The 25,690-nt window shown below is 59.2% G+C and carries 25 protein-coding genes and 4 pseudogenes; 17 read left to right on the top strand and 12 right to left on the bottom strand.

The features are described from left to right. Positions 1-432: 432 nt before the first annotated feature. Together hspD and ABIE49_RS12515 are read left to right on the top strand one after the other, a co-directional pair. A complete protein-coding gene (gene hspD, locus ABIE49_RS12520) occupies positions 433-888 on the top strand; it encodes a small heat shock protein HspD (protein WP_192740768.1) in 456 nt (151 codons plus the stop codon). Positions 889-1,566: 678 nt separating this feature from the next. Then, a complete protein-coding gene (locus ABIE49_RS12515; RefSeq protein ID WP_192740769.1) occupies positions 1,567-1,941 on the top strand; it encodes a hypothetical protein in 375 nt (124 codons plus the stop codon). 281 nt (positions 1,942-2,222) lie between these two features. Here ABIE49_RS12515 and ABIE49_RS12510 read toward each other — a convergent pair whose 3' ends face one another. Beyond that, positions 2,223-2,468 carry a DUF6894 family protein gene (locus ABIE49_RS12510; protein ID WP_192740770.1) on the bottom strand — a complete coding sequence of 82 codons (246 nt, stop codon included), beginning with the start codon at positions 2,466-2,468 and terminating at the stop codon, positions 2,223-2,225. A gap of 393 nt (positions 2,469-2,861) precedes the next feature. Here ABIE49_RS12510 and ABIE49_RS12505 point away from each other — a divergent pair, with 393 nt between their 5' ends. Beyond that, positions 2,862-4,457, top strand: coding sequence for an alpha-amylase family glycosyl hydrolase (locus ABIE49_RS12505; protein ID WP_192740784.1), 1,596 nt, complete (start codon positions 2,862-2,864; stop codon positions 4,455-4,457). Between the two features lie 123 nt (positions 4,458-4,580). Here ABIE49_RS12505 and ABIE49_RS12500 read toward each other — a convergent pair whose 3' ends face one another. The 4 genes from ABIE49_RS12500 to ABIE49_RS12485 all read right to left on the bottom strand — a co-directional run bounded on the left by ABIE49_RS12500 (position 4,581) and on the right by ABIE49_RS12485 (position 7,732). Then, positions 4,581-4,922 (bottom strand): hypothetical protein, encoded by a 342-nt coding sequence (locus ABIE49_RS12500; protein WP_354066792.1) that lies wholly within the window; start codon positions 4,920-4,922, stop codon positions 4,581-4,583. A gap of 5 nt (positions 4,923-4,927) precedes the next feature. Then, positions 4,928-5,119, bottom strand: coding sequence for a hypothetical protein (locus ABIE49_RS12495; protein ID WP_354066791.1), 192 nt, complete (start codon positions 5,117-5,119; stop codon positions 4,928-4,930). A gap of 344 nt (positions 5,120-5,463) precedes the next feature. Then, positions 5,464-6,747, bottom strand: coding sequence for a DUF892 family protein (locus ABIE49_RS12490; RefSeq protein WP_192740771.1), 1,284 nt, complete (start codon positions 6,745-6,747; stop codon positions 5,464-5,466). Between the two features lie 64 nt (positions 6,748-6,811). After that, positions 6,812-7,732 (bottom strand): DUF72 domain-containing protein, encoded by a 921-nt coding sequence (locus tag ABIE49_RS12485; RefSeq protein WP_210337591.1) that lies wholly within the window; start codon positions 7,730-7,732, stop codon positions 6,812-6,814. Positions 7,733-7,819: 87 nt separating this feature from the next. On the opposite strand from ABIE49_RS12485, the gene ABIE49_RS12480 reads away from it, so the two are divergent. Next, complete coding sequence (locus ABIE49_RS12480) at positions 7,820-8,710, top strand: NAD(P)/FAD-dependent oxidoreductase (protein ID WP_192740772.1); 891 nt, start codon at positions 7,820-7,822, stop codon at positions 8,708-8,710. Positions 8,711-8,898: 188 nt separating this feature from the next. Further along, on the top strand, positions 8,899-9,720 hold the full coding sequence (rnhB, locus tag ABIE49_RS12475; protein ID WP_192740773.1) for a ribonuclease HII: 822 nt from the start codon (positions 8,899-8,901) through the stop codon (positions 9,718-9,720). 80 nt (positions 9,721-9,800) lie between these two features. Here rnhB and ligD (ABIE49_RS12470) read toward each other — a convergent pair whose 3' ends face one another. Beyond that, entirely contained in the window at positions 9,801-12,482 is a 2,682-nt protein-coding gene (gene ligD, locus ABIE49_RS12470) for a DNA ligase D (protein ID WP_192740774.1), read from the bottom strand. A gap of 212 nt (positions 12,483-12,694) precedes the next feature. Here ligD (ABIE49_RS12470) and ABIE49_RS12465 point away from each other — a divergent pair, with 212 nt between their 5' ends. From ABIE49_RS12465 to ABIE49_RS12450, 4 genes are read left to right on the top strand one after another with little or no spacing between them, the layout of a single operon-like run. Then, a complete protein-coding gene (locus ABIE49_RS12465) occupies positions 12,695-13,750 on the top strand; it encodes an ATP-dependent DNA ligase (protein WP_354066790.1) in 1,056 nt (351 codons plus the stop codon). A 6-nt stretch (positions 13,751-13,756) separates the two neighbouring features. After that, positions 13,757-14,062, top strand: a complete 306-nt coding sequence (locus ABIE49_RS12460) for a hypothetical protein (RefSeq protein ID WP_210337592.1) — start codon at positions 13,757-13,759, stop codon at positions 14,060-14,062. Next, a complete protein-coding gene (locus ABIE49_RS12455) occupies positions 14,059-14,193 on the top strand; it encodes a DUF3072 domain-containing protein (protein WP_210337593.1) in 135 nt (44 codons plus the stop codon). The genes ABIE49_RS12460 and ABIE49_RS12455 overlap by 4 nt, the downstream gene beginning before the upstream one ends. Before the next feature lie 10 nt (positions 14,194-14,203). Further along, positions 14,204-14,359: a DUF3072 domain-containing protein gene (locus tag ABIE49_RS12450; protein ID WP_192740775.1), complete on the top strand. Its 156-nt coding sequence runs from the start codon at positions 14,204-14,206 to the stop codon at positions 14,357-14,359. A 151-nt stretch (positions 14,360-14,510) separates the two neighbouring features. On the opposite strand, the pseudogene ABIE49_RS12445 reads toward ABIE49_RS12450, so the two are convergent. Continuing rightward, positions 14,511-14,805, bottom strand: a pseudogene (locus ABIE49_RS12445) (glutathione-dependent formaldehyde dehydrogenase); the annotation flags it as partial. Here ABIE49_RS12445 and ABIE49_RS12440 point away from each other — a divergent pair. The 5 genes and pseudogenes from ABIE49_RS12440 to ABIE49_RS12420 all read left to right on the top strand — a co-directional run bounded on the left by ABIE49_RS12440 (position 14,776) and on the right by ABIE49_RS12420 (position 16,925). Continuing rightward, on the top strand, positions 14,776-15,318 hold the full coding sequence (locus ABIE49_RS12440) for a cupin (protein ID WP_354067467.1): 543 nt from the start codon (positions 14,776-14,778) through the stop codon (positions 15,316-15,318). The pseudogene ABIE49_RS12445 and the gene ABIE49_RS12440 overlap by 30 nt on opposite strands. After that, positions 15,315-15,630: pseudogene (locus ABIE49_RS12435) on the top strand (DUF3147 family protein). Before ABIE49_RS12440 ends, ABIE49_RS12435 begins: the two are co-directional and overlap by 4 nt. Beyond that, positions 15,627-15,933: pseudogene (locus ABIE49_RS12430) on the top strand (DUF3147 family protein); the annotation flags it as partial. The pseudogenes ABIE49_RS12435 and ABIE49_RS12430, both read left to right, overlap by 4 nt. A 493-nt stretch (positions 15,934-16,426) precedes the next feature. Continuing rightward, positions 16,427-16,735, top strand: coding sequence for a hypothetical protein (locus ABIE49_RS12425; protein ID WP_192740776.1), 309 nt, complete (start codon positions 16,427-16,429; stop codon positions 16,733-16,735). Positions 16,736-16,748: 13 nt separating this feature from the next. Beyond that, positions 16,749-16,925, top strand: coding sequence for a hypothetical protein (locus ABIE49_RS12420; protein ID WP_192740777.1), 177 nt, complete (start codon positions 16,749-16,751; stop codon positions 16,923-16,925). Positions 16,926-17,464: 539 nt separating this feature from the next. Here the strand turns inward: ABIE49_RS12420 and ABIE49_RS12415 are convergent. The 3 genes and pseudogenes from ABIE49_RS12415 to ABIE49_RS12405 all read right to left on the bottom strand — a co-directional run bounded on the left by ABIE49_RS12415 (position 17,465) and on the right by ABIE49_RS12405 (position 19,421). Continuing rightward, on the bottom strand, positions 17,465-17,998 hold the full coding sequence (locus ABIE49_RS12415) for a DUF4142 domain-containing protein (protein WP_192740778.1): 534 nt from the start codon (positions 17,996-17,998) through the stop codon (positions 17,465-17,467). Positions 17,999-18,179: 181 nt separating this feature from the next. Continuing rightward, positions 18,180-19,080 (bottom strand): annotated as a pseudogene (gene ligD, locus ABIE49_RS12410) (non-homologous end-joining DNA ligase). After that, positions 19,077-19,421, bottom strand: a complete 345-nt coding sequence (locus ABIE49_RS12405; RefSeq protein WP_192740779.1) for a hypothetical protein — start codon at positions 19,419-19,421, stop codon at positions 19,077-19,079. The pseudogene ligD (ABIE49_RS12410) and the gene ABIE49_RS12405 overlap by 4 nt, the downstream one beginning before the upstream one ends. A gap of 1,364 nt (positions 19,422-20,785) precedes the next feature. Here ABIE49_RS12405 and ABIE49_RS12400 point away from each other — a divergent pair. Continuing rightward, complete coding sequence (locus ABIE49_RS12400) at positions 20,786-21,118, top strand: GNAT family N-acetyltransferase (RefSeq protein ID WP_192740780.1); 333 nt, start codon at positions 20,786-20,788, stop codon at positions 21,116-21,118. A 139-nt stretch (positions 21,119-21,257) separates the two neighbouring features. Here the strand turns inward: ABIE49_RS12400 and ABIE49_RS12395 are convergent, their stop codons facing one another. Beyond that, positions 21,258-21,500, bottom strand: coding sequence for a hypothetical protein (locus ABIE49_RS12395; RefSeq protein WP_192740781.1), 243 nt, complete (start codon positions 21,498-21,500; stop codon positions 21,258-21,260). Between the two features lie 1,619 nt (positions 21,501-23,119). Here ABIE49_RS12395 and ABIE49_RS12390 point away from each other — a divergent pair. After that, positions 23,120-23,272 (top strand): hypothetical protein, encoded by a 153-nt coding sequence (locus ABIE49_RS12390; RefSeq protein WP_192740782.1) that lies wholly within the window; start codon positions 23,120-23,122, stop codon positions 23,270-23,272. 546 nt (positions 23,273-23,818) lie between these two features. Here the strand turns inward: ABIE49_RS12390 and ABIE49_RS12385 are convergent. Continuing rightward, on the bottom strand, positions 23,819-23,983 hold the full coding sequence (locus ABIE49_RS12385; protein WP_192740783.1) for a hypothetical protein: 165 nt from the start codon (positions 23,981-23,983) through the stop codon (positions 23,819-23,821). Between the two features lie 210 nt (positions 23,984-24,193). Here ABIE49_RS12385 and ABIE49_RS12380 point away from each other — a divergent pair, with 210 nt between their 5' ends. Then, positions 24,194-24,973 (top strand): Crp/Fnr family transcriptional regulator, encoded by a 780-nt coding sequence (locus ABIE49_RS12380; RefSeq protein ID WP_354066789.1) that lies wholly within the window; start codon positions 24,194-24,196, stop codon positions 24,971-24,973. The last annotated feature ends 717 nt before the right edge of the window (positions 24,974-25,690 follow it).

The following is a 25,690-nucleotide window of genomic DNA, read 5'->3' as shown; positions in this document are numbered from 1 at the left end:
GGCGGGCGATGGCTCCGCCTTATCGAACGTCGCTCGAAATAAATCGTTCCCTTGCTGTCGCCACGAACGTCGAGCAAGCGCACTGGGTCTGCAACCCGTGGGGCCCCTGCGGGTGGCGGCCCGACTCGCTATCGCTTTCACGGCTTCTCCCCGGGCCACGCTTCGGGCATCGGACATTGGGAATGGCGCCATCGCGGCTGGCGCCGGTGGTAACCTTCTCGGGGGCCTTCCGCCCCTTTTTTTGGTGCTGGCGTTGAAGGTGCCCCTCCGAATTTGGCTTCAAAATTTTTACCGACGCTTGAAACCAAATTCCGTTTTCATAATTTTCTAGGCGCCACCGCAGGGGTGGCCCGGGCGCCTTAGGGCCCGGAGACGGGCATCGGTCGTGTCCGGTGCCGCTTGTAACCATTTTGCTCTTTGGAGGATCTGGCCATGCGCACTTACGACTTCTCTCCCCTCTGGCGTTCGACCATCGGTTTTGACCGCCTGTTCGACCTCGCGGAATCCGCACAGCGGACGGCCGAGGACAATTACCCGCCCTACAACATCGAACGGCTCGGCGAGGACAGCTATCAGATCTCGCTCGCGGTGGCCGGCTTCTCGCCCGACGAAATCTCGATCACAGCCGAGCAGAACGTCGTGACGATAGAAGGCAACAAACCCGAAAAAGCCGAACGTCAATTCCTGTACAGGGGCATTTCGACCCGCCACTTCAAACGTCAGTTCAACCTGGCCGATTACGTCCAGGTCAAGAATGCCTCGTTCGATAACGGCCTGCTCAAGATCGATCTGGTCCGGGAGATTCCCGAGGCCATGAAGCCGCGGCGGATCACCATAAATGGGGCCTCACAGGCCAACGTACATCAGCTCGACTCAAAGGCGGCCTGACAGGACATCCAGCGGCGGCCCGACCTCGTTGTCTCGGGCTGCCGTCCTTCAAGAGAGGAAGAACATGCGGCCCGCGACCGCTACCCACGGCCCGCGGGACGGAAGCAGCCTGTCGGCGTGGATGCGCGATCCTGGAGGCGTTATCCGAACTGGATGGCGGCCCCCGCAACCCCCCAGGAGAAAAGCCAAAGCGCCGCTTCTCCACGTCTCGGGCACTGGCGGCCTGAGGAGGATCCCATGGAAATATTCGTCTACCCCGTCACGTGATCGATCGTCTAGAGCATCGCTGGGCGAGCCGGCTGCAACAAGCCGCAAAGTACCAGGTGCATCCCATGCAAGCGCGCCACGTGCAGATCGATGGGTCGCAGACCATACCCGTCGTCGTCAGGCGCGCCGCAGGATATCCGGGCGGCCGGGACAGCCGCCCCAATTTAGGTTAGCGACGCGGAGAGCGGCGGAGCGCGATCAGTCGAGTTGCTGCATACTCGCACCGTTGCGCGGCCTGCGCAGTGGCGCCCACTTACGGCGTGGCGGTACGAGAAGGGTCTTTTCAAACCGACGAGCAATCGGCTTGTCCCTGGGGCATCGGCGGTAGTTTAAAACCTGGCGGCTCGTTAGCATGGTGTCAAACAAACCGCCCTGCCGAGGACCGCCTGAGGCTAACAACAAGAAGCCTGGATGCAGAACACAGGGCCGATAGAGCCCGCCTGGGTCAGAGGTTGCCTATCGGATAAGAGCGGCGAGTTTGGAACGCCAGAACTCTGCAAAAGTTTCTCGGACAGCAAATGTGGTCAAGCCATGTACGCTGCTCATTTCCCTGTTACACAAGATCCTGCTCTCTGCCGCGCCATGCAAATCGCGATGGAATATGTCCGGGCAGTCGGACTGGCTGAGAAGTTCAACAATCCCGAAGCCTTGGTAGCTACCGGCATCTCAACGGCATGGGAAAGCGGGGTGCGGCATCCCATTGCTCTGGCGAATGCGGGCATCGTGTGCGCGGAGCGAACGGCCAATCTTGGGCGGCTGCCGTCTATGTACGTTCGTCTAGTGTAGCAAGCTGCTCTTGATCTTTTCACCTTCGAAGAGAGGAGGTAGGTTTCTCGTCGAACTCGCTGTCGTACTTGCCCTCATTGTTGGCATTGCGCTTATCGAAAAAACAAATCCGCCGCTGCCTGGGGCAAAAGTGGCTCGCATCAAGCTCTCGCCAATCGGAAACGGCTTTGCCGTGGGAAGGCATCCGCCGCGCAGCAGTAGTTTTTCCGATGGGATGTACTCGGAGAAACGGCCCGGGTATTTTCCTTGATGCCTCGTACCTCGCCACGTCCCTGCCGGTATCAACTTTGCACGGTCTTCACGGACCACTTGGGGACAGGATCAATCGGGGTACGATAGATCTCCACATTGTTCGCATCTACCACGCGTACGAAGCACCGCTTGGAATGCAATTCAGGTCGTATAACGTAAAGCTCGCTCGCTAAAGCATCTGCGCGGTCGGAAGCGACTGCAAAGTCTTCCAGGATCATTCCGCCTTGGTCATGTGGTCGGCCATCAATCATGAGATCAAAATAGTAGTACGGCATTCCAGACCTCCTCGGCCTCAAAACGCCAGTGGGTGGTTCGGGTTCCAATAAAAATCCCGCCACGTTTTAGTCATGTGGAGTCTCTACTCCGCGCATTGTCGAACTGCCGAGCCGGAGGCTCTGACGGCGGCAGCGCATGGCATCTGCTAATTTGCCGGTCCGACGTTCACGTACCTTGAAAAAGGAATCGGGCGGGCATTGTGCTTAGGGATGATGAGGGACTCGTCATCGAACTCCTGAAGTCCGGCACTACTCGTCCGAGCGACGATAGCCCCGTCCCTGAACTTATAGGAACAAACGACGGAGCGCCGGAGTTTAACCGTCGGCTTTTTCAGGCGAGATCAATCGCCGCGCTCGCCGAAGTTGCTGCGCGTGAACAACAACGAAACGTCAATGAAGTCGTGTCCTTCCGGCGAAGCGTGGTGGCATGACGCGGTCGTGTACGAAATCGCAGCGATTTCTTTTTTGGACAGCAACGGGGATGGCATAGGTGACCTCCGAGGCCTTCTGCAACGGATCGATTATCTCAATTGGCTGGGCGTGGGCGCCGTGTGGCTCACACCGATCTACAAGAGTCCCAATCAGGACTTCGGCTATGACATTGCCGATTTCTGCGCGGTCGATCCACGCTTCGGCACGTTGGACGATTTCGATCGGGTTGTGCGAGCTTTGCACGATTCCGGCATTCGCCTGATTCTCGATCTGGTCCCCAATCACACGTCCGACCAGCACGCCTGGTTTAGGGAAAGCCGTTGCTCGCGAACCGATCCGAAGGCTGATTGGTATATCTGGACGGAACCCAACGCAAACGGCGGTCCGCCGAACAATTGGCTCAGCCGGTTCGGAGGCAGCGCCTGGGAATGGTGTGAGGAACGCCGGCAATTCTATTATCATTCCTTTCTGTCGAGTCAGCCGGATCTGAACTGGCGAAACCTCGAAGTCCGAAAAGCCATGGCGAGCACCATGCGCTTCTGGCTCGATCGCGGCGTCGACGGCTTTCGGGTCGACGCCAGCGCGGTGCTGATCAAGGATGACCTTTTGCGCGACAACCCCCGCGATCCCGAGGCGAACGATAAAACGCCACCGCCTCAGGTCAACATCCCCGTCTTTACGGACGACAGGCCGGAAGCCATGGAGTGCATCGAATACATCAGGGAAGTCCTCGACCGATACGATGGTAGACTGCTGTGCGGCGAGGTGCAGGGCAAGACGGATCGGATCGGGCATTTTTACGGAAACTCAAAACCGCGTCTGCACCTGCCGCTGAATTTCGCGCTACTCGATTCGGAATGGAATGCGATTTCGCTTCAAGCGACGATCGATGCCTACTTCAACGCCATCCCGAGGGGCGCCTGGCCCGACTTTGTGATCGGCGGCCATGACAAGCATCGCATCGCCAGCAAGATCGGTCAGGCCCAGGCACGCATCCTGGCGATGCTGCTGATGACCATCAGGGGCACACCCTTCCTGTTTGCGGGAGATGAAATCGGTGCGGAGCAGGTGGCCATCCCAGCGGAACGGGTCCAGGACCCTTTCGAAAAGCTCGTAAAGGGGTTTGGCCTCGGCCGCGACCCTGAGCGCGCGCCGATACGTTGGGACGACACGGATGGAGGCGGATTTACCAAGGGCGAACCCTGGTTGCCGCTGAGCCAAGACCGGGCGCGCAACATCATGGCGCAGCAACGCGACCCCAACTCGCTATTGAACCTCTATCGCGAGCTCATCGCATTGCGGCGTCGGGAGCCTTGCCTGTTGCAGGCCGCGTATCAGCCGCGGCGGCCCCGTAATGATGTTCTTTCATTTGCGCGGAGGTTGAACGAAACGGAAATCCTGGTAGGTCTCAATATATCGGGGGAACCGCGGCTCTTTGAGTGGCTGGGCCGCGGGGATCGATTGTTGTCTTCGGGACTGGATCGCCCGCCAGGAAATATAGAGGGACCACTACACCTGAGGCCGAATGAAGGTGTCATCATTAAATTGGTTCGCTGAACCCGCGAGGCAAAACGAATCCAGATGCTGTCGAGGGTGGTGTGATGTGTATCCTGCCCCGCCGTCGGGTGTCGCGACACCGATACGCATTCATGTCCTTCGGCCGGCCTGGCGCCACCTGGTCTATTGCTTCATGCGAGGCCCGCGGTAACGCAGGCCGCGGATCAATTCTTCGAGGTATGGCAGAACCTCGAGCAGCGCCGTCAAAGCCAGCATGGTGACAATGTAAGTCAGGGGCAATGGCGACTGCTTCGGGCTGAAGGAGAAGTCGGACGTTCCGTACCCGAACAAGGCCGCAAATGCCGGCCAATGAAGGGCGATGACGAGCAGCAATCCGGTCAGCGGGAGCATTTCGAGGACGCTATGGATGTGCTGCTCGCTGGGTGAAACCTCGCGCCGCCCCGAGGCGTAGCGGACGTCCCAGATCGCCGTAGCTTCATGGAGAACGAGGAACGCCATCATCACCAGGATCACCCCCCCGAAGTTATTTCCAGGAACAGCGCGGCCAGCACCGGGACGGCCATCTCGGCAAACTGCGCGATGTGGAGGACTGACTCTTTCCAGCCGCTGGTCTTTTCGATCTGGGTGGCGCGATGGGCGGCCAGCCAAAGCGGCAGGACGAAATACATCAACATCGCTCTCAGGACCTCATCGGGCCCCATGTCAGGTCTCCATGGCCAAATGCGCGGAAGGATAAATCGGGTGCCTGAGATCGTTCCTCGCGACGGAACTGGTAGGTTGATGCAGGCGGCAGTCAGGCAGGTTTGCAAGTGCCACCTGTCATCGCGCGTTTCGAGGTCGGTGCCTGCCCCTTCGGCTAAAATGGAAGACAAATGCGCCGCACAACCTGCCAACTCGACCTGCCATGGGTTCACGGCAAGAATGCAGCTGGTGGGTCGCGCGGCGCCTCATCGTGCATCGCCCCTGTTCTCGGCGCTGCCGTTCGAGGCCTCGCCCATGTCTCATCCGCCTCGGTCACCTGTCGAGACGGCGCTATGCTTCTGCTTCAGGCCTCTTCTTCAGAGCTCTGCTCGATGGCATCAGGCATCTTCGCAACAGACATCAGGGTTCGTGCGATCTGGTTCAGCAACTGGTCGGCGTTCTCTTCTTCGGCGAGCGATTTAGAGAGCAGCGCAACGATAGCGCTGTGCCGAAGCTGCTGCGCGAGATTCTTCGCGGTCGTGTATCCGGAGATCTCATAGTGCTCGACCCGCTGAGCCGCGCCGATGAGTGCGAGGTCCGCAAGTGCGTCCTCCTTCTCTTCGCCCTCTGCCATGACCTCCTGGCCTTCCTCGACAAGGCCCATCATGCCCTTGCAGGGCTTTGCACGGGCCGTCTCCCCGAGGAGCGAGAAGCATTCGTTGAGCCGCTCGATCTGGCCCTCGGTCTCGATGAGATGTTCTTCAAAACACTCACGAAGACGGTCAAACCTGGCTGCCTTGGCCATCTTGGGAAGGGCTTTGGTGAGCTGCTTTTCTGCATGCAATATGTCGCGCAGCTCGTCGAGCAGCAGGTCATTGATCCCCTCGGGCGCCGTCGGAGGCGAGCTCTCGGTTCTGATGGGCGCTTCGGTATCCGCGGTAGGCGCCGACAAGGCCGGCGACTGAAGGTATTCCCAGTCGCCGCCCTCGTTCCACGGGCCGCGTGTGTCAATCTCGCCCTCGTCGCCTGATCCGGTTGAGTCGTTGAAGAACTGATTCACGAGGCCGGGGGTCGGAGCAATCCTGCCGATGGAGAATGCCGGCTTCTTCATGCTCTCAAGCGCGGCGGCAAACGCCTTCATGTGCGTGATTTCCCGGGTCATGAGAAACTGCAGCGCGTCCTTTGTGCCGGCGTCGTCACAGAAGTTTATCAGTCGCTCATAGACGATTTTTGCCCGAGCTTCGGCCGCGATATTGCTCCGCAGGTCGACGTCGAGCTCGCCCGTGATCTTGAGATAATCGGCCGTCCAGGGATTGCCCTGCGAGTTGAAAAGATTGACTCCGCCGCCGCCTGCGATAGCAATAAGGGGATCGGCCTCCGCCCTTTCGCGGTCGAACTTGGTTGGCTTGAGGTGAAGGCGTGCAAGACAGCCGACTACTTCGAGATGGCTGAGCTCTTCGGTGCCGATATCCATCAGAAGGTCTTTGCGATCCGGGTCCTCGCAATTCAGTCCCTGGATGGAGTACTGCATCGCGGCGGCGAGTTCACCGTTCGCGCCTCCAAACTGTTCAAGCAGCATATTGCCGAATCGGGGATCCGGCTCGTCGACGCGCACGGTGTACATGAGTTTTTTGACGTGATGATACATGGTTACCTCGGGGTGGGGTTTTCTGAAATGGCTCTAATCAAATCCCCCACCATGCGGTCGGTTCCTATTTCGCTGCTTTTGTAATCCTTCTCGTCTTTGCCAGAAGGCGGTGGAAGGTTCTCGCGTTCCTCGGGGCATGGCCGCCGTAATCGTTGTTAAAGTAGATCCAGGCTCGCCTGGCGCCGCTCTTTTTGATCCGCTCCGCCCAACTACCGAGCTCCTGTTTGGAATAATCGTGCCTGTACCAGCGGACGGGACCATGGAGGCGTAAGTACACCTCGTCGGCCGTCTTGATGAGCTCGTCAGGCAGGCGGGGGCCGCTGCACGAGCAGAAGATGATTCCGGCGTTGCGAAAGGCGCTATACACCTCCTCGTTCCACCAGCTCTTGTGCCGGAATTCCACCGCGTTCCGCCGTGCTGGATCGAGCTGCTCGACGATCGAGGCGAGCCGGGCCTTGGTGTAACGGTAGCTTGGCGGGAGCTGAAACAGAAAGCACCCCATCCGCTCACCGAGAATGTCTGCGATGATCCCGAAGTCCCGTATCAAGGTTTTAGTGCCCTTGAACTGCTTGATATGGGTTATGAGCTCGCAGACCTTTACAGTGTAGACGAAATTCCTTTCGCCCGGCTGACGACGCCAAGCCTGAACGCCTGCAACGGTCGGCCATGAGTATAATGAGGCGTTGATCTCAACGGTGTCAAATTCGCCGGCATAGTGTCCGAACCATGCGGCCTGGGGGATGCCCTCGTAAAACGAGTCACGCCATTTCCAATATCGCCACCCCGAGCAACCGACATAGACCGTTTGCTTCAGGCTCATGGGCGGCCTTTCGCGCCTTTCAGTTTCGAATTTCAGCCTGGCTATATGCATCTTTGCAGAACGGAGAATGTTGTCCTTGCGCTGCTTGTCGCGGCGAAGGGCGCGCCGCTCCCGGCGCTCCTCAGGCGTGAGATTTCCGGATGTATGGCCTGATGTGAGCGGCATGATTTCCTTCCTCGCAGTGACAACGCGAGGAGAGGCCCAAGGGGTCCCATTGCAAACACGGCTGGAGGGCAAATGAAGTTTGATGTTGTGATCGCCGGCGGCGGGCCTGCGGGATTGAGCGCCGCCCTGATTTTAGGAAGGTGCCTGCGGCGGGTCCTTGTCTGCGATGAAAATCAGCAGCGCAACCGGGCCTCGCAGGGAATACATGGCCTTCTGGGACGTGAAGGAAAATCCCCCGCTGCGTTCCTGGATGAAGCAAGGCAGGAACTCGCTCGGTATGAAACGGTCGAGCTCAAGATGACGAGGGTTGTTGATATCAGGTCCGAAGGGCAGGGTTTCGCCTTTGGCTGCGCCGATGGCAGCAGGGGGACGGCCGCGAAGGTTTTGCTCGCTACCGGGCTTGTCGACGAACTTCCGGAGCTCTCCGGCGTGGAACGTCTCTACGGCGCATCTGTCCATCACTGCCTGTACTGCGACGGCTTCGAGTACGCCGGCAAGCCCGTGGCCGCCTATGGTAAGGGAGACAAGGGCGCAGATCTCGCCATCATGATGAAGCACTGGACGCCGGATATCGTCGCTTTGAGCGATGGAACGCAGGTAAGCGCGGATACCGCGCTGAAGCTCCGGCAATACGGTATACCATTGCGGGAGGAGCGCATCCGGTCTCTGGAGGGGACGGCCGAAAAACTGAACACTATCAGGTTTGAAAGCGGGCCAGACCTGGAACGCGAGGGATTCTTCTTCTCGACAGGCTGCCACCAGGCGTCCGACCTCTCGCAGCGCCTTGGCTGCCAACGCAATGAGAAAGGCGGAGTCGTCATCGATCGCGTGACGGAGGAAACGAGTGTTCGCGGCGTCTATGTCGCGGGAGACGTGTCGCGCGATGTCCTGCTTGTCGCGGTCGCGATCGGGGAAGGCGCCAAGGCGGCCGTCGCCATCAACAAGGCTTTCCTGAAGCGCGACGGATTAAGCGATTAGTGCCTAGCATCGCTTCAGAGCGCCGATAACGCGAGGGTGCCAGTCCAGTCCCCGAACGAGTGGAACCAGGTAGTCTTCGGAGGAATTCGTCCCGGTTCGCAATTCTTACAAGCGGATTTTTCAGATATTTGCCACAAACCTTTAGCAATCGTATCTGCGAGCTGGCTGTCCCTGTCGAAGCTTCAAACATGACCCGACTATCTCTCAATGAATTACATCAACGCTATGTCATAGAGCGTCGTCCGCTCGAGACCAGCCTTGAAGAAGTCTTGCGCGCAGACAGCCGCGCCGGAGCACGCGCTATCCTCGCTTCGATCGCAAGGCGGCGATTTGAAAATCGGTCAGAGGGACAGCGGCTTCGCAAGATGCTTCGCTTCGAGACCCTCCTCTGGGAGAAGGGCTACGATGCCGTGGCAGGCATTGATGAGGCCGGAATGAGCCCACTAGCGGGGCCTGTCTCGGCTGCCGCGGTTATTTTGAAGCCGGGTACGCGCATCATGGGCATCGACGACTCAAAAAAGTTGGACCCGTCTGCGCGGGAAACGCTCGCGGAAGAAATCAAGCAAAAGGCGGCGGCCTGGTGTGTCGCCTTCGTCGAAGTTGAGGAAATCGACTCGATAAATATCTACTGGGCGGGACTTCTCGCGATGCGACGGGCTGTTGAAGGGCTGCAGTCAACCCCGCAACATCTTTTGATCGACGCAAAACGGCTGAAAGAGGTGGCGATTCCGCAGCAGGCAATTATCAAGGGCGACGCCAAGTCGGCCAGCATCGCAGCAGCTTCCATTCTCGCGAAGGTGGCGCGCGATGCGCTGATGCGAGAGCTCGATACCTGTTATCCCGGCTACGGTTTCGCGGATCACAAGGGTTATCCCGTGCCCGCGCACTACGCCGCGCTCTCCAAACTTGGTGCTTGTGCAGCCCACAGACGCTCGTTTGGTCCTGTGCGTGAGATCCTTGGCTTGCCGCCGTTGCCACCTTGGCCCTTGCCATCCAAACACGACAGCTGATTGACCGCACTCCATCCGTTGCGAGCCAGCCGCCGACGCCGAGCGACTGAAGGTACCGGCTGTTGTGCTCCCCATGCCGGTCAGGCCGCGCGCCTCAGGACCTGGGGCTTTCGGAGTCGCGCAATAGCCTCCAGAGGAGATCGCTCGCCTTCGCAATAGTCTGCCCATGCCTTCGATTTTCTCAGAAGCCGGGGCACGGTATGGATCGTATATTCCGCCGGATCCAGACCGTGCTTCACCTGCGGCCACGTCACGGGCATGGAGACAGGCGCGTTAGGCCGGGCGCGGGGCGATAGTGGAGCCACGGCGGTAGAGAACTGGTCGTTCCGAAGGTAGTCGAGGAAGATCTTTCCCGTTCGCTTCGCCTTGCTCATGTTGATGAGATAGCGGTCGGGACTGTCAGCCGCCATTGTGCTGCAGACGTCCCGGGCGAACTGCTTCGTCTCGGCCCAGGTCAGCCGCTGTGTCTTTTTCGGACGCGCCAGCGGCGTCACGACATGCAGACCTTTGCCGCCCGTGGTCTTGCAGAAGGAGACGAGGCCGAGCCCCGACAGTCGTTCACGCATTTCCTTCGCAGCCTCGATGACGGCGTCGAAGTTGACATCCGGCGCGGGATCGAGATCGAACACGAGACGGCCGGGAAGGGCCGGGTCACCCGGCTGGTTGTTCCAAGGATGCAGTTCGAGGCCCGCACTCTGCGCCACGGCCGCCAGCCCTTCGATCCGATCGATCTGCACATAGGGCCTGCGGTCACCGGACACGGAGACTTCTTCGAGCAGATTGGACCCGCCTTTCATCGAATGCCGCTGGAAGAAGCGTTGTCCGCCGATGCCGTCTGGCGCTCTGATGATCGAGCAGGGGCGTCCCTTCAGGTGGTCCATCATCCACGTGCCGACATCTTCGAAATACCGCGCCAGATCGAGCTTGGTGACGGGGCCCTCGCCCTCGTCGGGCCAGAGCACCTTATCCGGATGGCTCAGGGGCACTCCCATTACCACGCCGTCGTCGGACGAGGTTTTGTTTCGCGCTCTCGCCGGCATCGGTTCTGCGACATCGGTGCTGTCGGAGGGCGCCGGCCGTTCGGCTTCGACCTCTTTCGCAGGCTTGTCCTGACGTAGTCCCTTGAACGCCGCCTGGCGGATCATACCGGCGCCGGTGAAGCCCGCAAACTCGATCTCGGCCACGAGCTCCGGCTTGAGCCAGTGCACGCCGGCCTTCTTGCGCGGGGCGTTCTTGCCTCCGAACGGGTTCTTCTCCGAGGCGGCGGCCTTCAGCGCCGGCATCAGGCGCGAAACCTTCTCGGCGCCGAATCCCGTTCCGATGTTGCCGACATAGACCAGATGATCGCCGCGGTACACGCCAGCCATCAGCGACCTGAATTGGCTTCCGTTGCTGTTCCATGCACCGATGACGACCTCGTGTCCGGCGCGGCATTTGGCCTTTGTCCAGCTATCGGTGCGCCCCGAGGCGTAGGGTGCGTCCGCCTGCTTCGAGACGATGCCTTCCAGGGACATCCGGCAGGCGGACTTGAGGACGGCGTCGCCTCCGCTCTCGAAGTGCTCGACATATCGGATCTCAGTCTGATGCTTGCCATAGATTCTTTCGACGAGGTTCTTGAGCGTGCTTTTGCGGTCCACGAGAAATCTGCCTCGCAGGTCCTTGCCTTCGAGGAAAAGCAAATCGAATGCGAAGAAGATCAGGTCGTCAGTCTTGCCATCGGACAGCGCGGCCTGCAGGCCCGCAAAGTCCGGGGAGCCGCGATGATCGAGGGCGACGATCTCTCCGTCGATCAGACAATCGGGCAGTTTTCTCGCCGCTTTCGCAATGGCGGAGGCGAATTTGGCGGTCCAATCGAGGCCCTTCCGGGTCTTCAGCGTTACGCCTCCGTTCTCGACACGCATCTGGATGCGATAGCCGTCGAACTTGATCTCGTGGACCCAGCCGCCGCCAGCGGGAGGCCGTTCGACCGACGTGCAAAGTTGCGGCGGCACGAAGGCTGGCATGTCGCTGTCGGACGCGCGCTTCTTCTTGCTCGTTTTCTTGGCCGAAGATCGCTTCGAGCGCGCCGCGAGCGGCCGAGACCGCTTCTTCGCCGCTGACCTGTTCGAGGCGGCACGATGCGAGGTCCATTCGGCCTTCGCGGACGCCCGCGATTTATTTCCCGTGATAAACGCTTTCGGACCCCGGCCCTTGCCGGCCGCGATGTCGTCCATCGAGCGACCCGAGGCCACGGAGGCGTCCTCGTCCAGGACCGTGTTCTTCCTTCCTTCGCGCGCGAACGCGTCCCGACGCTTGATCAAGAGCCAGTTGGTGCGCTTTTCGTTCTCCCGATTGCGCATGCGGGTGAGGATCCAGCCACCTTGGAGCTTCTCGCCTTCCAAAGTGAAATCCAGCTTGCCCTTGCGGTACGCCTTTTGCGGGTCGTCGCAATTCCAGAATCCGCGATCCCACACCATCACCGTGCCGCCGCCGTACTGGCCCTTCGGAATGGTGCCCTCGAAGTCGCCGTAGTCCAGAGGGTGGTCCTCGACCTCCACCGCGAGCCGCTTGTCGCGGGGGTCGAGGGAGGGGCCCTTCGTCACGGCCCAGGATTTGAAGACCCCGTCGAGTTCCAGCCGCAGGTCGTAGTGCAGATGCGACGCCGCATGCTTCTGGATGACGAAACGGAGACCCTTCGCTTTCTTGACTGCGGCGTCGCCGCTAGGCTCTGCCGTCTTCGAAAAATCCCGTTTGGCACGATATTTAGCGAGCAGTTTCTTCATTCGGCACCTCGCATTCCACAGGAACTGAAAGTTCCCGGGTCCGTTAAAGTTCCTGTCATCTGGAGGTTAGGAATGGCGCCGCGTGCCTATTGGAAGGGGTCGTTGAAACTCTCGTTGGTCACCTGTCCGGCGTCCGGACGCAGAAAGCCGACGAAAGCGGGGGCAAGGAAGGCGAAGCGGTCAAGGACGCGCGGCCGCATGCGCAAGGCCGCATGAGAAAAGCGTCCGTTCCACTCGCTGCCATGGAGGCGCGGTCGGTCGACGAGATTCCGCAAGGACCGGAGTGGCAGTACGAGCCCAAGTGGGACGGCTTCCGCTGCATCCTCGCGCGCGATGCCGGTGACGTCGCGATGTTCTCCAAGAGCGGCCAGGACCTAAAGCGCTATTTTCCGGAGCTCGTCGCTGCTGCGCTCGATCTGAACGCGAAAAGCTTCATCCTGGATGGCGAGATCGTCGTGCCGGTCGAGGGCCAGTTCTCGTTCGACGATCTGCTTCAGCGCATCCATCCGGCGGCAAGCCGCGTGAAAAGATTGGCCGCGGAAACACCAGCGTTATACCTGGCTTTCGATTTCCTGAAGGAGGGTATCAAGGACGTCGCAGCGTGGCCATTGTCTGAGCGCCGGCCACTCCTTGAGGATTTCGCGACGCGTCAATTTCCGGGAGCTGCATATTTCCGCCTCTCGCCCGCCAGCCGCAGGTTGAAGGAGGCAGAGCGCTGGCTCGGGTCGGCGGGTGGGGGCAGCGACGGCATAATCGCGAAGCGGCTCGATCTGCCGTATCAGGCCGGCAACCGCGAAGGCATGCAGAAGATAAAGAAGTTCCGAAGCGCCGACTGCGTGATCGGCGGCTTCCGCTACGCCGAGAAGAGGCAGGCGGGTCGCCGGGTTGTCGGTTCGATCCTATTGGGTCTTTACGATGCCGACGGTCTGCTTCATCACGTCGGCTTCTCTTCTGGCATCAAAGCCAAGGACAAAGCCGCGCTGACAGACAAGCTTGAGGATGTCGCTCAAAAGCAAAGCTTTACGGGAAACGCACCGGGTGGTCCCAGCCGGTGGTCCACGAAGCGATCGTCCGAGTGGAGCCCCGTGAAGCCGAAATACGTCGTCGAGGTCTCGTATGATCACTTCACCGCAGGACGATTTCGTCACGGTACGTCAATCCTCAGATGGCGGCCAGACAAGCGGCCGGACCAATGCACCATGGATCAGGTAAAGCAGAAGTCAGTCCGCGGGCTTGTGAGCCGCGTTCTGGCGAATGCCCGAAGGTGAAACCAATTGGACGACGAAGGAAAGAGCTCGGCACATACGGCAACTCGTCGGCAAAGCCGATCCCTTTATCAGGAAGCGCTTGCTGGATTTGGCCGGCGGCTGCGATTCAATTGTGCGGGGATGCTCGCTTCTCATGCCCAACTGACGATTGCCGGCAAGAGGGCGCCAGGCGACTGCCGGCAGAAGGAACGTTCAGCGAACGCCCACGTTATCGCGATCGAAAGGAGCGTCATCATGAGTAATCCGAAAACGGAATTAACCGACAACACTCAAAAGGATCCCGACGATGGGTTTCGGGCGATGACCCGATGACCGGCGCTCAGGCCTCCTATCTGAAAACGCTCTGCGAGCAGGCAGGCACGCCCGAGATGTATGACGACAATCTCACCAAAGCTCAGGCGTCAAAGCTGATCGATGAGATGCGGGAAAAAGCTAACATTTAGAGGAGAAACCATGGACGAACCAATGATGACCGCGGCGCAACGGGACGAACTCAAGACGCTGTGCCAGAAGGCGGATGTGCCGGACAAGTCGGGCGAAATGCTGACACAAGAAGGGGCGCAGCATTTCATCGATGATCTGAAGAAGCCGTTGGCCGAGCGAAAGTAGAATTGCAGCGCTGGAGTAAGACATATCTGGCCGTGGCCTGCGAGATAGTGGACTTCCATTCGGACCTTAACCAGCATCCCGGATCTTGAATCCGATCAGCGTCGCGACCAACGAAGCCGACAGCATTCGCGACGATCATCCCTGCAGCCGATCATGGCTTCATGACCACTTTGATGCATCCGTCCTGCTTGGCGCGGAACGTCTTGTAGAGTTCAGGTCCTTCTTCAAGTGTCGCCCGATGGGTGATGACGTGACGGATCGATCTCGCCCTTCTCGATACGTCCGAGAAGCTGGGGCAAATAGTGCTGGACCGGCGTCTGGGCCATACGGAAGGTGAGTCCACGGTTGATGGCCGATCCCATCGGAATCTTATCCAGCAGTCCGCCGTACACACCGACGATCGACACAGTGCCAAAATTACGACAGCAGTGGATTGCCTGCCGCAGGCGAGAAAACCTCATACCGTCAGGTTCAAGGATGACGGTCTCATCCCCAATCATCCCCGCTGGCCCTTCGTCATCTATCGGAACGCCGTCGATCTCAGCGACGATCACGATCCGGCGGCCGTGATGGAAGACCTGTTCGAGGCCAACGGTTGGGGCGATACCTGGCGCGACGGCATCTACGACTACGTCCACTACCATTCCAGGATTCATGAGGTGCTCGGCATCGCGCGCGGCGGTCGGGTGCGCTTCGGCGGCAACAAGGGCCGCATCTTCACGCTCAAGGCCGGTGACGTCGTGATCCTGCCAGCGGGGACCGGCCATCAGTGTCTTTCCGTCGATGAGAACTTCCTCGTCGTCGGGGCGTATCCGCCAGCCGGGACCTATGACGAATGCACGAAGGTTGAGGATCGCCCCCGAGCCCTGAAGACGATTCCGAAGGTGCCGGTGCCCCGGAACGATCCTGTGTACGGCAAGAGCGGCCCGCTGGCCAAACCCTGGAAGAAGCAGAAATGACCGAGTATCTCGTCCGCTTTCTTGTCGGCGGGGCCGTGGTGAAACCCAAGAATCGCCGGCCTGTTCGGGGCAGCGCCGTCGGTGGCGCTGGCGACCCTCGGCATCGCGATCTACCAGCACAATCCATCCTATGCGGCCTCTCAGAGCCTCTCAATGATGGCTGGCGCGATCGCGCTGATCATCTACAGCGATGTCGTCTGCCAACTATTGATCAGGGCACGCATGCGGGCACTGCCGGCGACGACGGCGTCGATCGTGGTGTGGCTAATCGCTGCTTTCGGCCTATGGTTCATCGCGGGAATGCAGGCATGAGCACGCCGATCCGCATTTCTGCGGTCCTCGCTGCGGGAAGGTCGCTGGTACGAATACGTGATCCGTTTCGCGCTCGGAGGAGCCGCGACGGTCTTCACGGGCATTATCAGCAGTCGCTACGGGGCTTCCGTCGGGGGCCTCTTCCTGGCCTTGCCGGCGATCTTCTGCGCCAGCGCGACGCTCATCGAAAAGCACGAAATTCGACGCAAGCGCGAAGCGGGTCTCAGCGGCGAACGGCGCGGGCAGGAAGCCGCAGCACTCGACGCCGCCGGTGCCGCCCTCGGTGCCCTTGCAATGCTCGCCTCGAATCAAACGATGAGCAGCAATATAACACCCGGCATCCTTGGTCTGAATCCACTGCGGTTTATGCCCACTGTCCACTGATTGATGTCCGCAGGTTCGGTCGCGAGCACCTCAAGCGCAATGTTCAAAAGTGAACCGAGCAATATGACGACAATTTAATTTGGGCAGCTGAAATCTTTCGGCGCAGCACGCATCGAGGCCGGCCGGCGGTCCTATCTCTTTGTCCCAGGGGTGGGGCCGCTGTACACACGAGCGGCAGCGGAAATTGTACGTCGTGGCAAACGATCGAAAGGTCGGTGAAGCCCTGCAGGCATCGGGAAAAATTGCGTCCTTTAGCTCGCACCGGCTGATAGGAACGATCAATATTCCTCTGACTTGGTTCGTCTCTAACAACGGAAGGACGCGACCATGAAGAAGCTACCATTCATTGCGGTAGGATTGTTTTTTGCGCTCGGTAGTTCACTAGCGCTTGCGCAGGGCGCAGGCGGCTCTGGTGCAGGCGGCTCTGGTGCAGGTGGCGCTGGTGCAGGTGGCGCTGGTGCAGGTGGCGCTGGTGCGGGCGGTGCTGGAGCTGGCGGTGCTGGAGCCGGGGCTGGCGGTGCTGGAGCTGGCGGAGCCGGTGGCGCAGGCAGTAGCGGAGCCGGTAGCGGTGCGGCTGGTGGTGGCGGCGGGGATCCCGCGCTGGACAGAGCCACCCCTGGCGCGCCGCGTGCACCGGGAACAGGTCCGCTGCCGAAGGATCGATAGGTTGAGCAGCGAACGGTCTCAGCTATCAATCTGCGGCCGTTCGTATCGCCCTTAAGCGGGAATTACCAATGAAAGATGACCCTTTAAAACCCGAGCACTTTCCGCTTCGCACTGAAAAGAAGAAGATCGTCACGAGCGACGGCAAACCTGTCGCTCAAGCTGCTGATGAACCGGCAGCTGAAGAGATTGCCGAGCGGCTAAACATCGAAGAGACTCAGCGAGAGGAAGACCGCTGGTCAGCTTGAGCGTGGCAAGCGATCGCCGACTGACGTTCGGTGTTGATGTAAATCAGTACCGTTGTCATCTGGAACTGATTCATCGCCCGCGAGAAGGCGGGAGCACCGGCCGCGAGCGTGGTCCAGTCGTAGGTAAGCGGGCGGGCTGATCTCGCCGGAGTGCAAATGCAAGCTTTCGGCCACAAGGGAACCATCCAATCCTTCGAGGGCTTAGTGCTTTTTAACCGGGAGGCTCACATGAAGAATCAGCGGCAGCGCTATCCTACTTCGTCCTCGGATCCTCACTTGTGTCGGCTCAGACCGGCGGGCTGATGAAAGACACCAGCAAAACGGGCGCCACTCCACCAAATGCAGGTGCAAGTGTGCCCAACACAGTTGACCCAAAGGCGAAGAAACCAACCCCTATGCCAGGGGCCGATACCAGCAAAGCAGGTGCCTCTCCTCCCAACGCCGGCGCGAGTGCGCCGATCGCGGTTGAAACAAAGAAGAGGTGAAAGAAGGCTCCGCACGAGCGGAGCCTTCTTTAATCTCCACCCCGATGCGGCTGCTCACTTCTTATCATCAAGCTTTTGCGCCATCTCCAGGTGATGACGAAGGTGCGGCAGCGTCTTGCCGGCCCAGGCCTTCAGCTCGGCGTTGTCACCGCCATTTGCGTATCGTTCGAATAGCGATACCGCGTCCTTGTGAGCACTGACCTGAATCGAATTGAATTCGGCGACAAAGTCATCGCCGGTTTTTGCTTTGAGTTTATCGAGCTTGCTCTGATGAGAGCTGTCGATCGCCGCCGGCAATTCCGCCGTTACCTTTCCGCTGGACACAAGCGATTTCAACTCGGTCGACGTTTTGGTGTGATCTTTGACCATTTGGGCGGCGAATGCCTTTTGGGCTGCGTTGCCCTTGTTCTCACCAAGCTTATTCGATTCAATTTCGAACATGTCCGAAATGGCGACTTGTTTGACGAAGTCGGGGGTGGACGGGCTAATGCCCAGCGCAGAGTTCACACCCGTCTTTTCTCCGACCGACTGTGCGAGCACAGGCGCCGCTATGACGACGCAGGTTAGCACGATCAAAATCCGCTTCATTTTTCCCTCACGAGTTGAATGCTTGTTCGACAAAACGAAGTGAGCGGCTGCTAGTTCCTAAGGCAGCCCGGACGGGGCCAAATCAAAAGCCATGCCGAAAGAGGGCCGCTTGCAATGGGGTACGTCCGCCCAGTATCGGCTTCCGTTGTTCCACTTTGCGATTGAGTTCAGATGAAGTGGGCTACAGATCTTCGCGCAGCCCCCTGAAGAACGGGTGCCTTACCTTGCCCTCGGCGGATTTGGCGCGGTACTCGATCTCGGCCAGCAGCTCCGGCTCAACCCAGAAGGCCTTGTGCGCGACCCGCTTGGCATAGGGCTGCGTCTTGCGGATCAGCGGCGTCAGTCGCTTGCGCAACTCGGCAGCGGACGTCTTGTCGAAACCGTGGTCGACTTTGCCGGCGTAGATCAGGTCGTTGCCCTTGCGCCGGCCGACATAGATGCCGTCCCAGTCATTGCCGTCGAGGGCGAAGCCGGCGATCGTCAATGTCTCGCGCTGGGCACAGGTTTTCTTGGTCCAGTTGTTACCGCGGCCGGACGCATAGACGCTGTCGCGCACCTTGGAGACCACGCCTTCCAGCCCGACCTTGCAGGCGTGCTTGAAGATCTCACGGCCGTCGGTCTCGAAGCTTTCGCTGAATTGGATGTGGGTCCCGGCGATAAGCTTTTTGAGGTGCGCCTTGCGCTCCAATCAGCGGCAACTTTCGCAGGTCGTAACCGTTGAGATAGAGCAGGTCGAAGGCGACCAGCACGATGCGGGTCGATTTGCCCTTCAGTTCGTTCTGCAGAACGGAAAAATCGGTGGTGCCGTCGGCGGCCGGCACCACGACCTCGCCGTCGATGATCGCGGATCCGGCGCTGATGTGCCAGGCGTCGTCGGCGATCTTCCTGAACCGGTTGGTCCAGTCATTGCCGCGCCTTGTGTAGACCTTGATCTCCTGGTGGGCGAGGTGGACCTGAATGCGGTAGCCGTCGAACTTGATTTCGTGGATCCATCGTTCGCCATTGGGCACGTTGTCGATCGAGGTTGCAAGCGCAGGCTCGATAAATCCGAGGAAGGGCGCCTTAAGAAGGCCACGGGTCACACCAGGCGTATCGGCAGCGGCAGCTGCACGTCGAGGTAGCGTTCGAAGCGGTCGGTGAAGTCCTGCAGGAAGAATGGGATATCGCGGCCCTGCTGATCGCAGCGCCGGCGCAGCTCATGGGCGACGTCCTTGGAGACGTCCTCCGACCAGCGCTCGGCGGTGTTGAAGGCGATAACGCGGAAGGGGTTGCGGTACTGGCCGGTGAGCAGATCCTGGATAACCGTCTCGAGGTCGGTGATCTCATAGTCGGCCTCGCGCCACGCGCGACCGATTTTGCCGAAATCCTCGGCGACCAGATAGACCGTTTGGTCGTCGCCGTCGGGTACGATCGACGGGTCCAACCGAACTTGCGCATCGAAGCAACTCCACGCAACAGAACCGAGATTCAAGCGGGGGGAGGCGTTTCGTGCCGGACGAGCCGCTGTTCGGCCCGGCTGCGATGGTATTTTAAAACACCAAAAAAACGCCCGGCGCAACGGCCGGGCAACCTTCGTCTGATAGGAACGGACACGAACACCTTAACCGGCCTTGGCTCGCTTCCCCCTGGCGCCGGGGCCGTTTTTTTGGGCCGGCGATGATGAACGGCCCCAGTGCGTCGGCAGGAACCGGGCCGCGACACGACATGTTGATACAGCAACGGCCTCAGCCTCGGGGGAGGGTACTGGGGCCGGTCGGTTAGGGAGCTAGCCTCATACGTCGGGCTGATTATGGCTCGTTTTTCCCTGTGTGGTGTGTCCCGGGCTGCTTCATATCCAGCGCCTTTAAAACGTGTGGCCTGGAACCACTCTATCTGTCGATCACCCCGCCACATATTCTCTACACCGTGGCCGTCAACGAGTAGAGCTTCGCGAACGGCCAGCCTAATCCGACGGATAGGACCTCGCCGAAATCAAAAGCCCCACCAAACCAATAAGATGGTTGTGGCCATGAACGCGACGGCCAGCCCGGCAATGCCGAACACCACGAGCGGACATGAAGGCTTGTCCATGCGCAGGCTTCCTTCGCGCCACGGCGGCCAGCATTTATCAAAAAGTGTAAAGCGGCAAGCTGCAACCCTAGAAAGGCCGGCTCATAGGCGCTTCATTCGCAGCCCCTGAAGCAGTCTAGGAACCTTCATGAGTCCCGCTATGCACTTTCGCGCGACGGGAGCATGGATTGTCATCCTTTCGCAACGACATGACCACCTGCCTGAAGGCCGCGCATCGCTGTCACTTGGAGAAGAAGCCCAGAGTGCGATCGAAAGGACGCGTGGTTAGAACTCCCTGATCTTTGGATGGACCTCGCGGAAGCTTTTCAGGCGGAGCAGCCGGTGTTGCACTAAGTAAGGCATGCTCGGTGCCCACTCGCTGTCTGACATCCGGAGGAGTCCGTGTTTTCGGTTGACTGTGGGCTGGACAACCTCTCCGAGCAATGGCATCGTCGTCACAGAACAACGACTGTGCGCAGTGGATCAAGTTTAGAACCTGCCATTCGATGGCGGGCTAGCGCGCGTCCATACGTTCGTGCACCCGCCGCGGAGGCGGGTTTTTTATGCCCATTTCCCGGCTCAACGATGAAGGAAGACTGCAATGCCGGGGAAGCAAATCGCGATCAGGCGTGCCGCGGCCGATGATGCGCGTGCAGTCCATGACATCGTTTTACGGGCGTTGTGCGAAACTAATGCCAGGGATTATCCGGCGTCAGTGATCGATCGCCTGTTCTGACATTGCCCGACAAAGTCGCGGCGAGCCTCCAGAAGTGGCATGCTTTCACCGCAGTGACTGACGGGCTTGTCGTCGGAACGGCAAGCCTTAGCGACCATGTTGTCAAATCTGTCTTTGTCCATCCTGACTTTCAGCGCCGCGGCGTCGCGACGAGGCTCATGGCCGCGGTCGAAAGCGCAGCGGTTGCTAATCTAGTCCGCAGGTTGGATGTCCAGTCTTCAATTACAGCGCAGCCCTTCTATGCTAAATGTGGCTTCGTAGTGGTACGGGAAGAAACTTATGGCGAGGAGCGAACGATCGTCATGTCAAAAACGATTTCGCCCACGTCTGAGTGATCCTTTCCGTGTCCGCTTCTGGCCCATCCCCACATACTGCGCTGTCGCACAAATTAGGTCGCTATAGGAGCCAAGCGGACGTAGTCACCAGTCAGATGACGCCGCGAGGTTCCTATAGGCACACGGGGCCTAGGCGCCGCTATTCGCCGACGCCGCGGTGGGCCTCGTTGATGTGCAGGTCGACGGTCGCGATCGTGAGCACGGCGCCACACAAGCAAAGGGCTCGGCCATCGGCGGTTTGTATGGGTAGGGGCATCATCGGGTCGTGCGTCTGGTTTTCCATGCATGAACGTCGCTGGCCCGATGTATGCGGCAGCGTCTGCTCGTACCAGATTAACGCCAAACCGATTCTAAATTTATTCGTGCCGGGGCTGGTTTTCATCACCGATAATATTGCGACCGGCGGGGGGGGCCGCGTTGCGCGGCCCCTTTCAATTTTGCGGGACCAATCACCCAGACGCGAAACGGGCCTCAACTCAGGGGAGGGAAAGCCCAAGAGAAGCATTTGCCCAAGGCCCCGGGGTAATCGTAAAGAAACGGCCTCCGCCCTCGGGGAAGCGCGCTGAGGCCGGAAAGTTAGCCGTATCCACCATACATGTCCTCCTTTCGGACACCGCATTACGGTCATTGCCACTTATTCCGGTAGTAATACTAAGTTCCAAGAATCAATCCGGCTGTTAGCATGGCCGGTGGCGCTCACTAAATCCAGGAGCGCTTTGGAATGTCCCTCGTCCGCTCTAGCCCCCGGACGGGGGAATTTGGTCTAGTGGCCTACTTTGAATCTGGAGTCGCCTATTCGTTCGGCCAGTAACGTTCGGTAGCTTAGCTTCGATTGCTTATTTTTCCCGATCCATGGATACATCGACGTTCGAGAAAGCTGCAGTCCGGACACCACGCCGCCGATTAGCTGGCCTCAACTGAGGCGGCTTTTTAGTGCAACGTCGGCTGGTCCGCCTGCTCGAAGACTTTCGCCAGCTCCGTCCAGCACTCGGCGAGGTCAAGCCACGCCTCCTCCTCCGAATCGCTGCCGGCCTCTACTGCCTTCAAGCGACAACAGTGCGCTCCTTTTAGGCATCTAGTGATGTTCTGGCGGAGGGATGACAGAGTGACGCTCCCGATGGGTCCGTTTCTCTTTGACATTAACTGAGGCGGCCTCACGTCTTTTTCTCGGGGTGAAGCGCGGCCTTTCCAGCGGTCGCTTCTGCAATCAATTGCTTGATGCCCTTCAGCGTAAGCTCGTCGGTCATGCTAGCTCCGATGCGCCGATGGTGCGCGATCTTCTCGTCAAACTCTTTGCATTTTTTACACATGGCTCACCGCATGTTTGGCGGGAGCGCAATAACTCTCAGTCATCGATAGAAGCCAAGGGCGGGACGATGATGGCTCTAATCATAATCCTTGTGTCCGGTTCCCGACATTGATTTTTTTTTCGCAACTAGTTCCTCGATCGCCCTCTCCGCGGCCAGAATTGCTTTTAAGCGATTGTGAGAGGTGCCGGTCTTGGTCCGCAGAGAAAAATGTGCAGTCCATTTCCAGCCCGTCGGGCTAGCAGTTTGGACAATTGTGTACTGGATGCCCTTGTGTTCCATACTAGACACCCGTTTTATGCGCGGGCGCTGATTGCGGCCGCGGCACGGTAGCGCGCCTAGCCAAGGAAAAAATCGGAATTTCGCTCTAAAACTGCGAGTCTCCTACTCAGTTCCATTTCTGGGAGGGCTAGGAGGCGGCAAATCCGTATTCTTTCGTGCGTTTGGTGGCCAGGTTTCGGTATGCCGCAGCTTGCTTCAATAACTGGAATCCTGTTCGTCCGCTGGCGAGAGGGTGCGAGCGCTACAAGGCGCGACCGGAGGTCGCCTCGCAAGCGAATGAGTCCGGAAACGGCGGGAGCGCGAACAGTTGGGGATGGCCGAGGTCGACCTTTGCCAAGGCGCCGAGAAGCGGCTTATCGGAAGCGATTATGTTAACTTTTGAACCAACCAGCCGCAGCACGCGTTAGAACGCATGACCGGCAACGACGACAGTTACAGGGCGAAGGCCGCAGAAACCCAGCGGGAAGCGGATCACGCGTCTAAGATCGCTGCCTGGTTGCGGATGGTGCAGGGCTGGCTAGCATTGATTAAAAATCAAACCCGATCTGATGACATCAAGGAGTAGTCTGCATCGTGCTGCGAGCGCACACCATTTTTGAGAGTAACCGAACATTGCAAACGGCCTCAGCGCGCTCCCCCCGCGTCGGGGTCGTTTATGGCTGGTGCTTGAACGTGGCTAGCTTGCGATCCAGCTGCCACAGCTCGACATTCCCGTCCACGAGGGCCTTGGCGCGCTCTTCGGCATCCTCTTGCTTTTCAAATGCCTAATCGACGCGATTGATGACGTGCCCGTCGGGGCCGATGATATAGGCGTAGAAGCCGTCCATAGCCGCCTCGAAACTAATCAACCAGGACACTTCAAACCCGGCGATCGCAACCACTCATTCACGCGGCTTGCGGTCTCCAACTCTCGGATTTTGCGCTCAACATCGTCCCGCTGCGGACCGTGCGGCAACGAAGCGGCTTTCTGCTCGAGCCGCTGTTTTTCCGCGGCGATCTGCTCTTCGAACAAATGAGGTTTTGAGCGCTTACGCAACATAACCGTAAATTTAAAACCGGAAATTAAAACCTGTCAGTCCGCTAGCCGGAATTGCGATCAACTTCTGCCAGCCTAGCGAGCGTTCGCTGGACGAAGGTGAGCGTCACGTAACTCGCAGCTGCAGCCACCGGCGCTGTATTGCGCCGGCGTGGCCTTGTCGCCGAACAGGAAGGAACCGTTGATCTTCTCGATATAGAGGTTGTCCTGGATCGGCTCGAAGGCCTGTGCATGCTCCATTCGTAGTACCCCTGCAGGGTGACGCTGTCCCGACCCCAGGGAAGAAGCCTTGGAGTAAAGCTGGCCTTTCTCGGAAACCTTTCGTTCGACGTTACACAACAACGTGTTGTGCTATGTCCGGTGGCGGACGCCCCATCTGCTGATCTTCGGTTAGCCTGTAGGGCCGATAGCCGCGAGTTGTTCGCTCCCGCCTGTCCAAGGAGGAGCGTCATGCCTCTCACCGATAATGTTGTCCTGGCCTCGCTGCCGGCAGCCGACTTGTCACTTCTGGCGCCACATCTAAAGGTCGTCGCGGTTAAGCAGCATCAAATACTGTTTGAGGCTGGGGATCCGCTCGAGGCGGTCTACTTTCCTTTAAATGCAGTCGTGTCGCTGGTTGTCAGCCTTTCAACCGGCCAGTCCGTCGAAGCTGCGATGGTCGGACGCGACGGCGTGGTCTCCGCCCTGTCCGCGTTAGACGGGCAAACCGCAGTGAACAGGGGAGTTGTGCAACTCGGTGGCCAAGTCATGGTCTGCAGTCCCGCGGCGCTTAAGGAAGCCGCAAAACAGAGCGACACCATTCTGTCGATGATCAGCCGCCATGAGCTGGCGCTATTTGCACAAGCGCAGCAATCGGCGGCATGCATGGCTAGCCATCGTGTCGAAGCCAGACTGTGCCGTTGGCTTCTGCGAGCGCGAGATCTCGCCGGCAGCGATGCGTTGCCATTTACGCAGGAGTATCTGGGCGAAATGCTCGGCGTCCGGCGTACGAGTGTCACTGTCGTCGCTAACACGCTTCAGCAGGCCGGTCTTCTTCAATACCGCAGGGGAAGAATTCAACTGGTGAATTTAGAGGCCCTCGAGGAAGCCGCGTGCGAGTGCTATCAGGCCGTAAAGTCAACTTACGAGAAATTGCTGGTGCACGATCATCGAGCCCATCGCGTCCTGCGACCGGTTTCGCCCTTAGACGATGTCGCGGTTGCGGAACGGCCCCAGCGCAGGGGGAGCTGAGGCCGTTGTCCGGGAGGTGCGCGCCGGCACCAAAACGAAAGAGGCCGCCAACTGAGGCGGCCTCAGAGGTCAAGCATCACCGCAGCCGCCCCCATGCCGATAATCAGCACGGCCAGCCAGCCCAGCGATAAGGCGAGCAGCCAGGTATCGCGTTCCATGATTGGACTCGCGCGTCGGGGACGGCCACCCGGATTGATCCAGATCAATCGAAACGGGAAATTATTTGGCGGCCTTACTTTGCGAACAGCAGGATCGCAGTTAGCGCGACGGGGACGAGACCAGCAATGATTACTAGTATGCGAAATAAAAGGTCATTTGCCACGGCACGGAGTTCCCGCACTCTGTGTGGTTGTTGCTGGGCACAATAAAATTAACCGCCAAACTTGGCATGTGCAGTTTGTGCCAATCTGAACTAGGCCGGCATCCCACTGATGCTCGAAGGGGGTACCTCCAAAGATTGCACGAACACGGCGTACAGGTCGGGGCAGAAGTGCGGCCTCTTCAACTCCGAATTAGGACACCCTTAAATTCAGCTTAGGACACTGAGGGTTAAATACGGACAGTACTATCAGTCAGGTGCAACCGCTCGAAGAAACGGCCCCACTTAGGGGCCGCCAACCCGAATGATACGGGTTTTCCTCCAGCGGTCGGGGGCACCGTTCGGCTGGAGTCTTCGGATTGACGCGCTTCCCAAATCGATCGTTCCAAAAAATTGCG

The sequence above is a fragment of the Bradyrhizobium sp. OAE829 genome (genome assembly GCF_040546575.1).
GTDB lineage: Bacteria > Pseudomonadota > Alphaproteobacteria > Rhizobiales > Xanthobacteraceae > Bradyrhizobium.
This window is presented reverse-complemented; position numbering and strand designations above follow the sequence as displayed.

Bases quoted from the DNA above. Each gene is read 5' to 3' on its own strand.
- ABIE49_RS12450 (WP_192740775.1), top strand. From the start codon at position 14,204: ATGGACGAACCAATGATGACCGCGGCGCAACGGGACGAACTCAAGACG.
- ABIE49_RS12510 (WP_192740770.1), bottom strand. From the start codon at position 2,468: ATGCCGTACTACTATTTTGATCTCATGATTGATGGCCGACCACATGAC.
- ABIE49_RS12490 (WP_192740771.1), bottom strand. From the start codon at position 6,747: ATGTATCATCACGTCAAAAAACTCATGTACACCGTGCGCGTCGACGAG.
- hspD (WP_192740768.1), top strand. From the start codon at position 433: ATGCGCACTTACGACTTCTCTCCCCTCTGGCGTTCGACCATCGGTTTT.
- ABIE49_RS12505 (WP_192740784.1), top strand. From the start codon at position 2,862: ATGAAGTCGTGTCCTTCCGGCGAAGCGTGGTGGCATGACGCGGTCGTG.
- ABIE49_RS12420 (WP_192740777.1), top strand. From the start codon at position 16,749: ATGAAAGATGACCCTTTAAAACCCGAGCACTTTCCGCTTCGCACTGAA.
- ABIE49_RS12415 (WP_192740778.1), bottom strand. From the start codon at position 17,998: ATGAAGCGGATTTTGATCGTGCTAACCTGCGTCGTCATAGCGGCGCCT.
- ABIE49_RS12395 (WP_192740781.1), bottom strand. From the start codon at position 21,500: ATGAAAACCAGCCCCGGCACGAATAAATTTAGAATCGGTTTGGCGTTA.
- ABIE49_RS12515 (WP_192740769.1), top strand. From the start codon at position 1,567: ATGCAGAACACAGGGCCGATAGAGCCCGCCTGGGTCAGAGGTTGCCTA.
- rnhB (WP_192740773.1), top strand. From the start codon at position 8,899: ATGACCCGACTATCTCTCAATGAATTACATCAACGCTATGTCATAGAG.
- ABIE49_RS12380 (WP_354066789.1), top strand. From the start codon at position 24,194: ATGCCTCTCACCGATAATGTTGTCCTGGCCTCGCTGCCGGCAGCCGAC.
- ABIE49_RS12465 (WP_354066790.1), top strand. From the start codon at position 12,695: ATGAGAAAAGCGTCCGTTCCACTCGCTGCCATGGAGGCGCGGTCGGTC.
- ABIE49_RS12385 (WP_192740783.1), bottom strand. From the start codon at position 23,983: ATGGAGCATGCACAGGCCTTCGAGCCGATCCAGGACAACCTCTATATC.
- ABIE49_RS12485 (WP_210337591.1), bottom strand. From the start codon at position 7,732: ATGCCGCTCACATCAGGCCATACATCCGGAAATCTCACGCCTGAGGAG.
- ABIE49_RS12495 (WP_354066791.1), bottom strand. From the start codon at position 5,119: ATGGGGCCCGATGAGGTCCTGAGAGCGATGTTGATGTATTTCGTCCTG.
- ligD (WP_192740774.1), bottom strand. From the start codon at position 12,482: ATGAAGAAACTGCTCGCTAAATATCGTGCCAAACGGGATTTTTCGAAG.
- ABIE49_RS12390 (WP_192740782.1), top strand. From the start codon at position 23,120: ATGACCGGCAACGACGACAGTTACAGGGCGAAGGCCGCAGAAACCCAG.
- ABIE49_RS12455 (WP_210337593.1), top strand. From the start codon at position 14,059: ATGACCGGCGCTCAGGCCTCCTATCTGAAAACGCTCTGCGAGCAGGCA.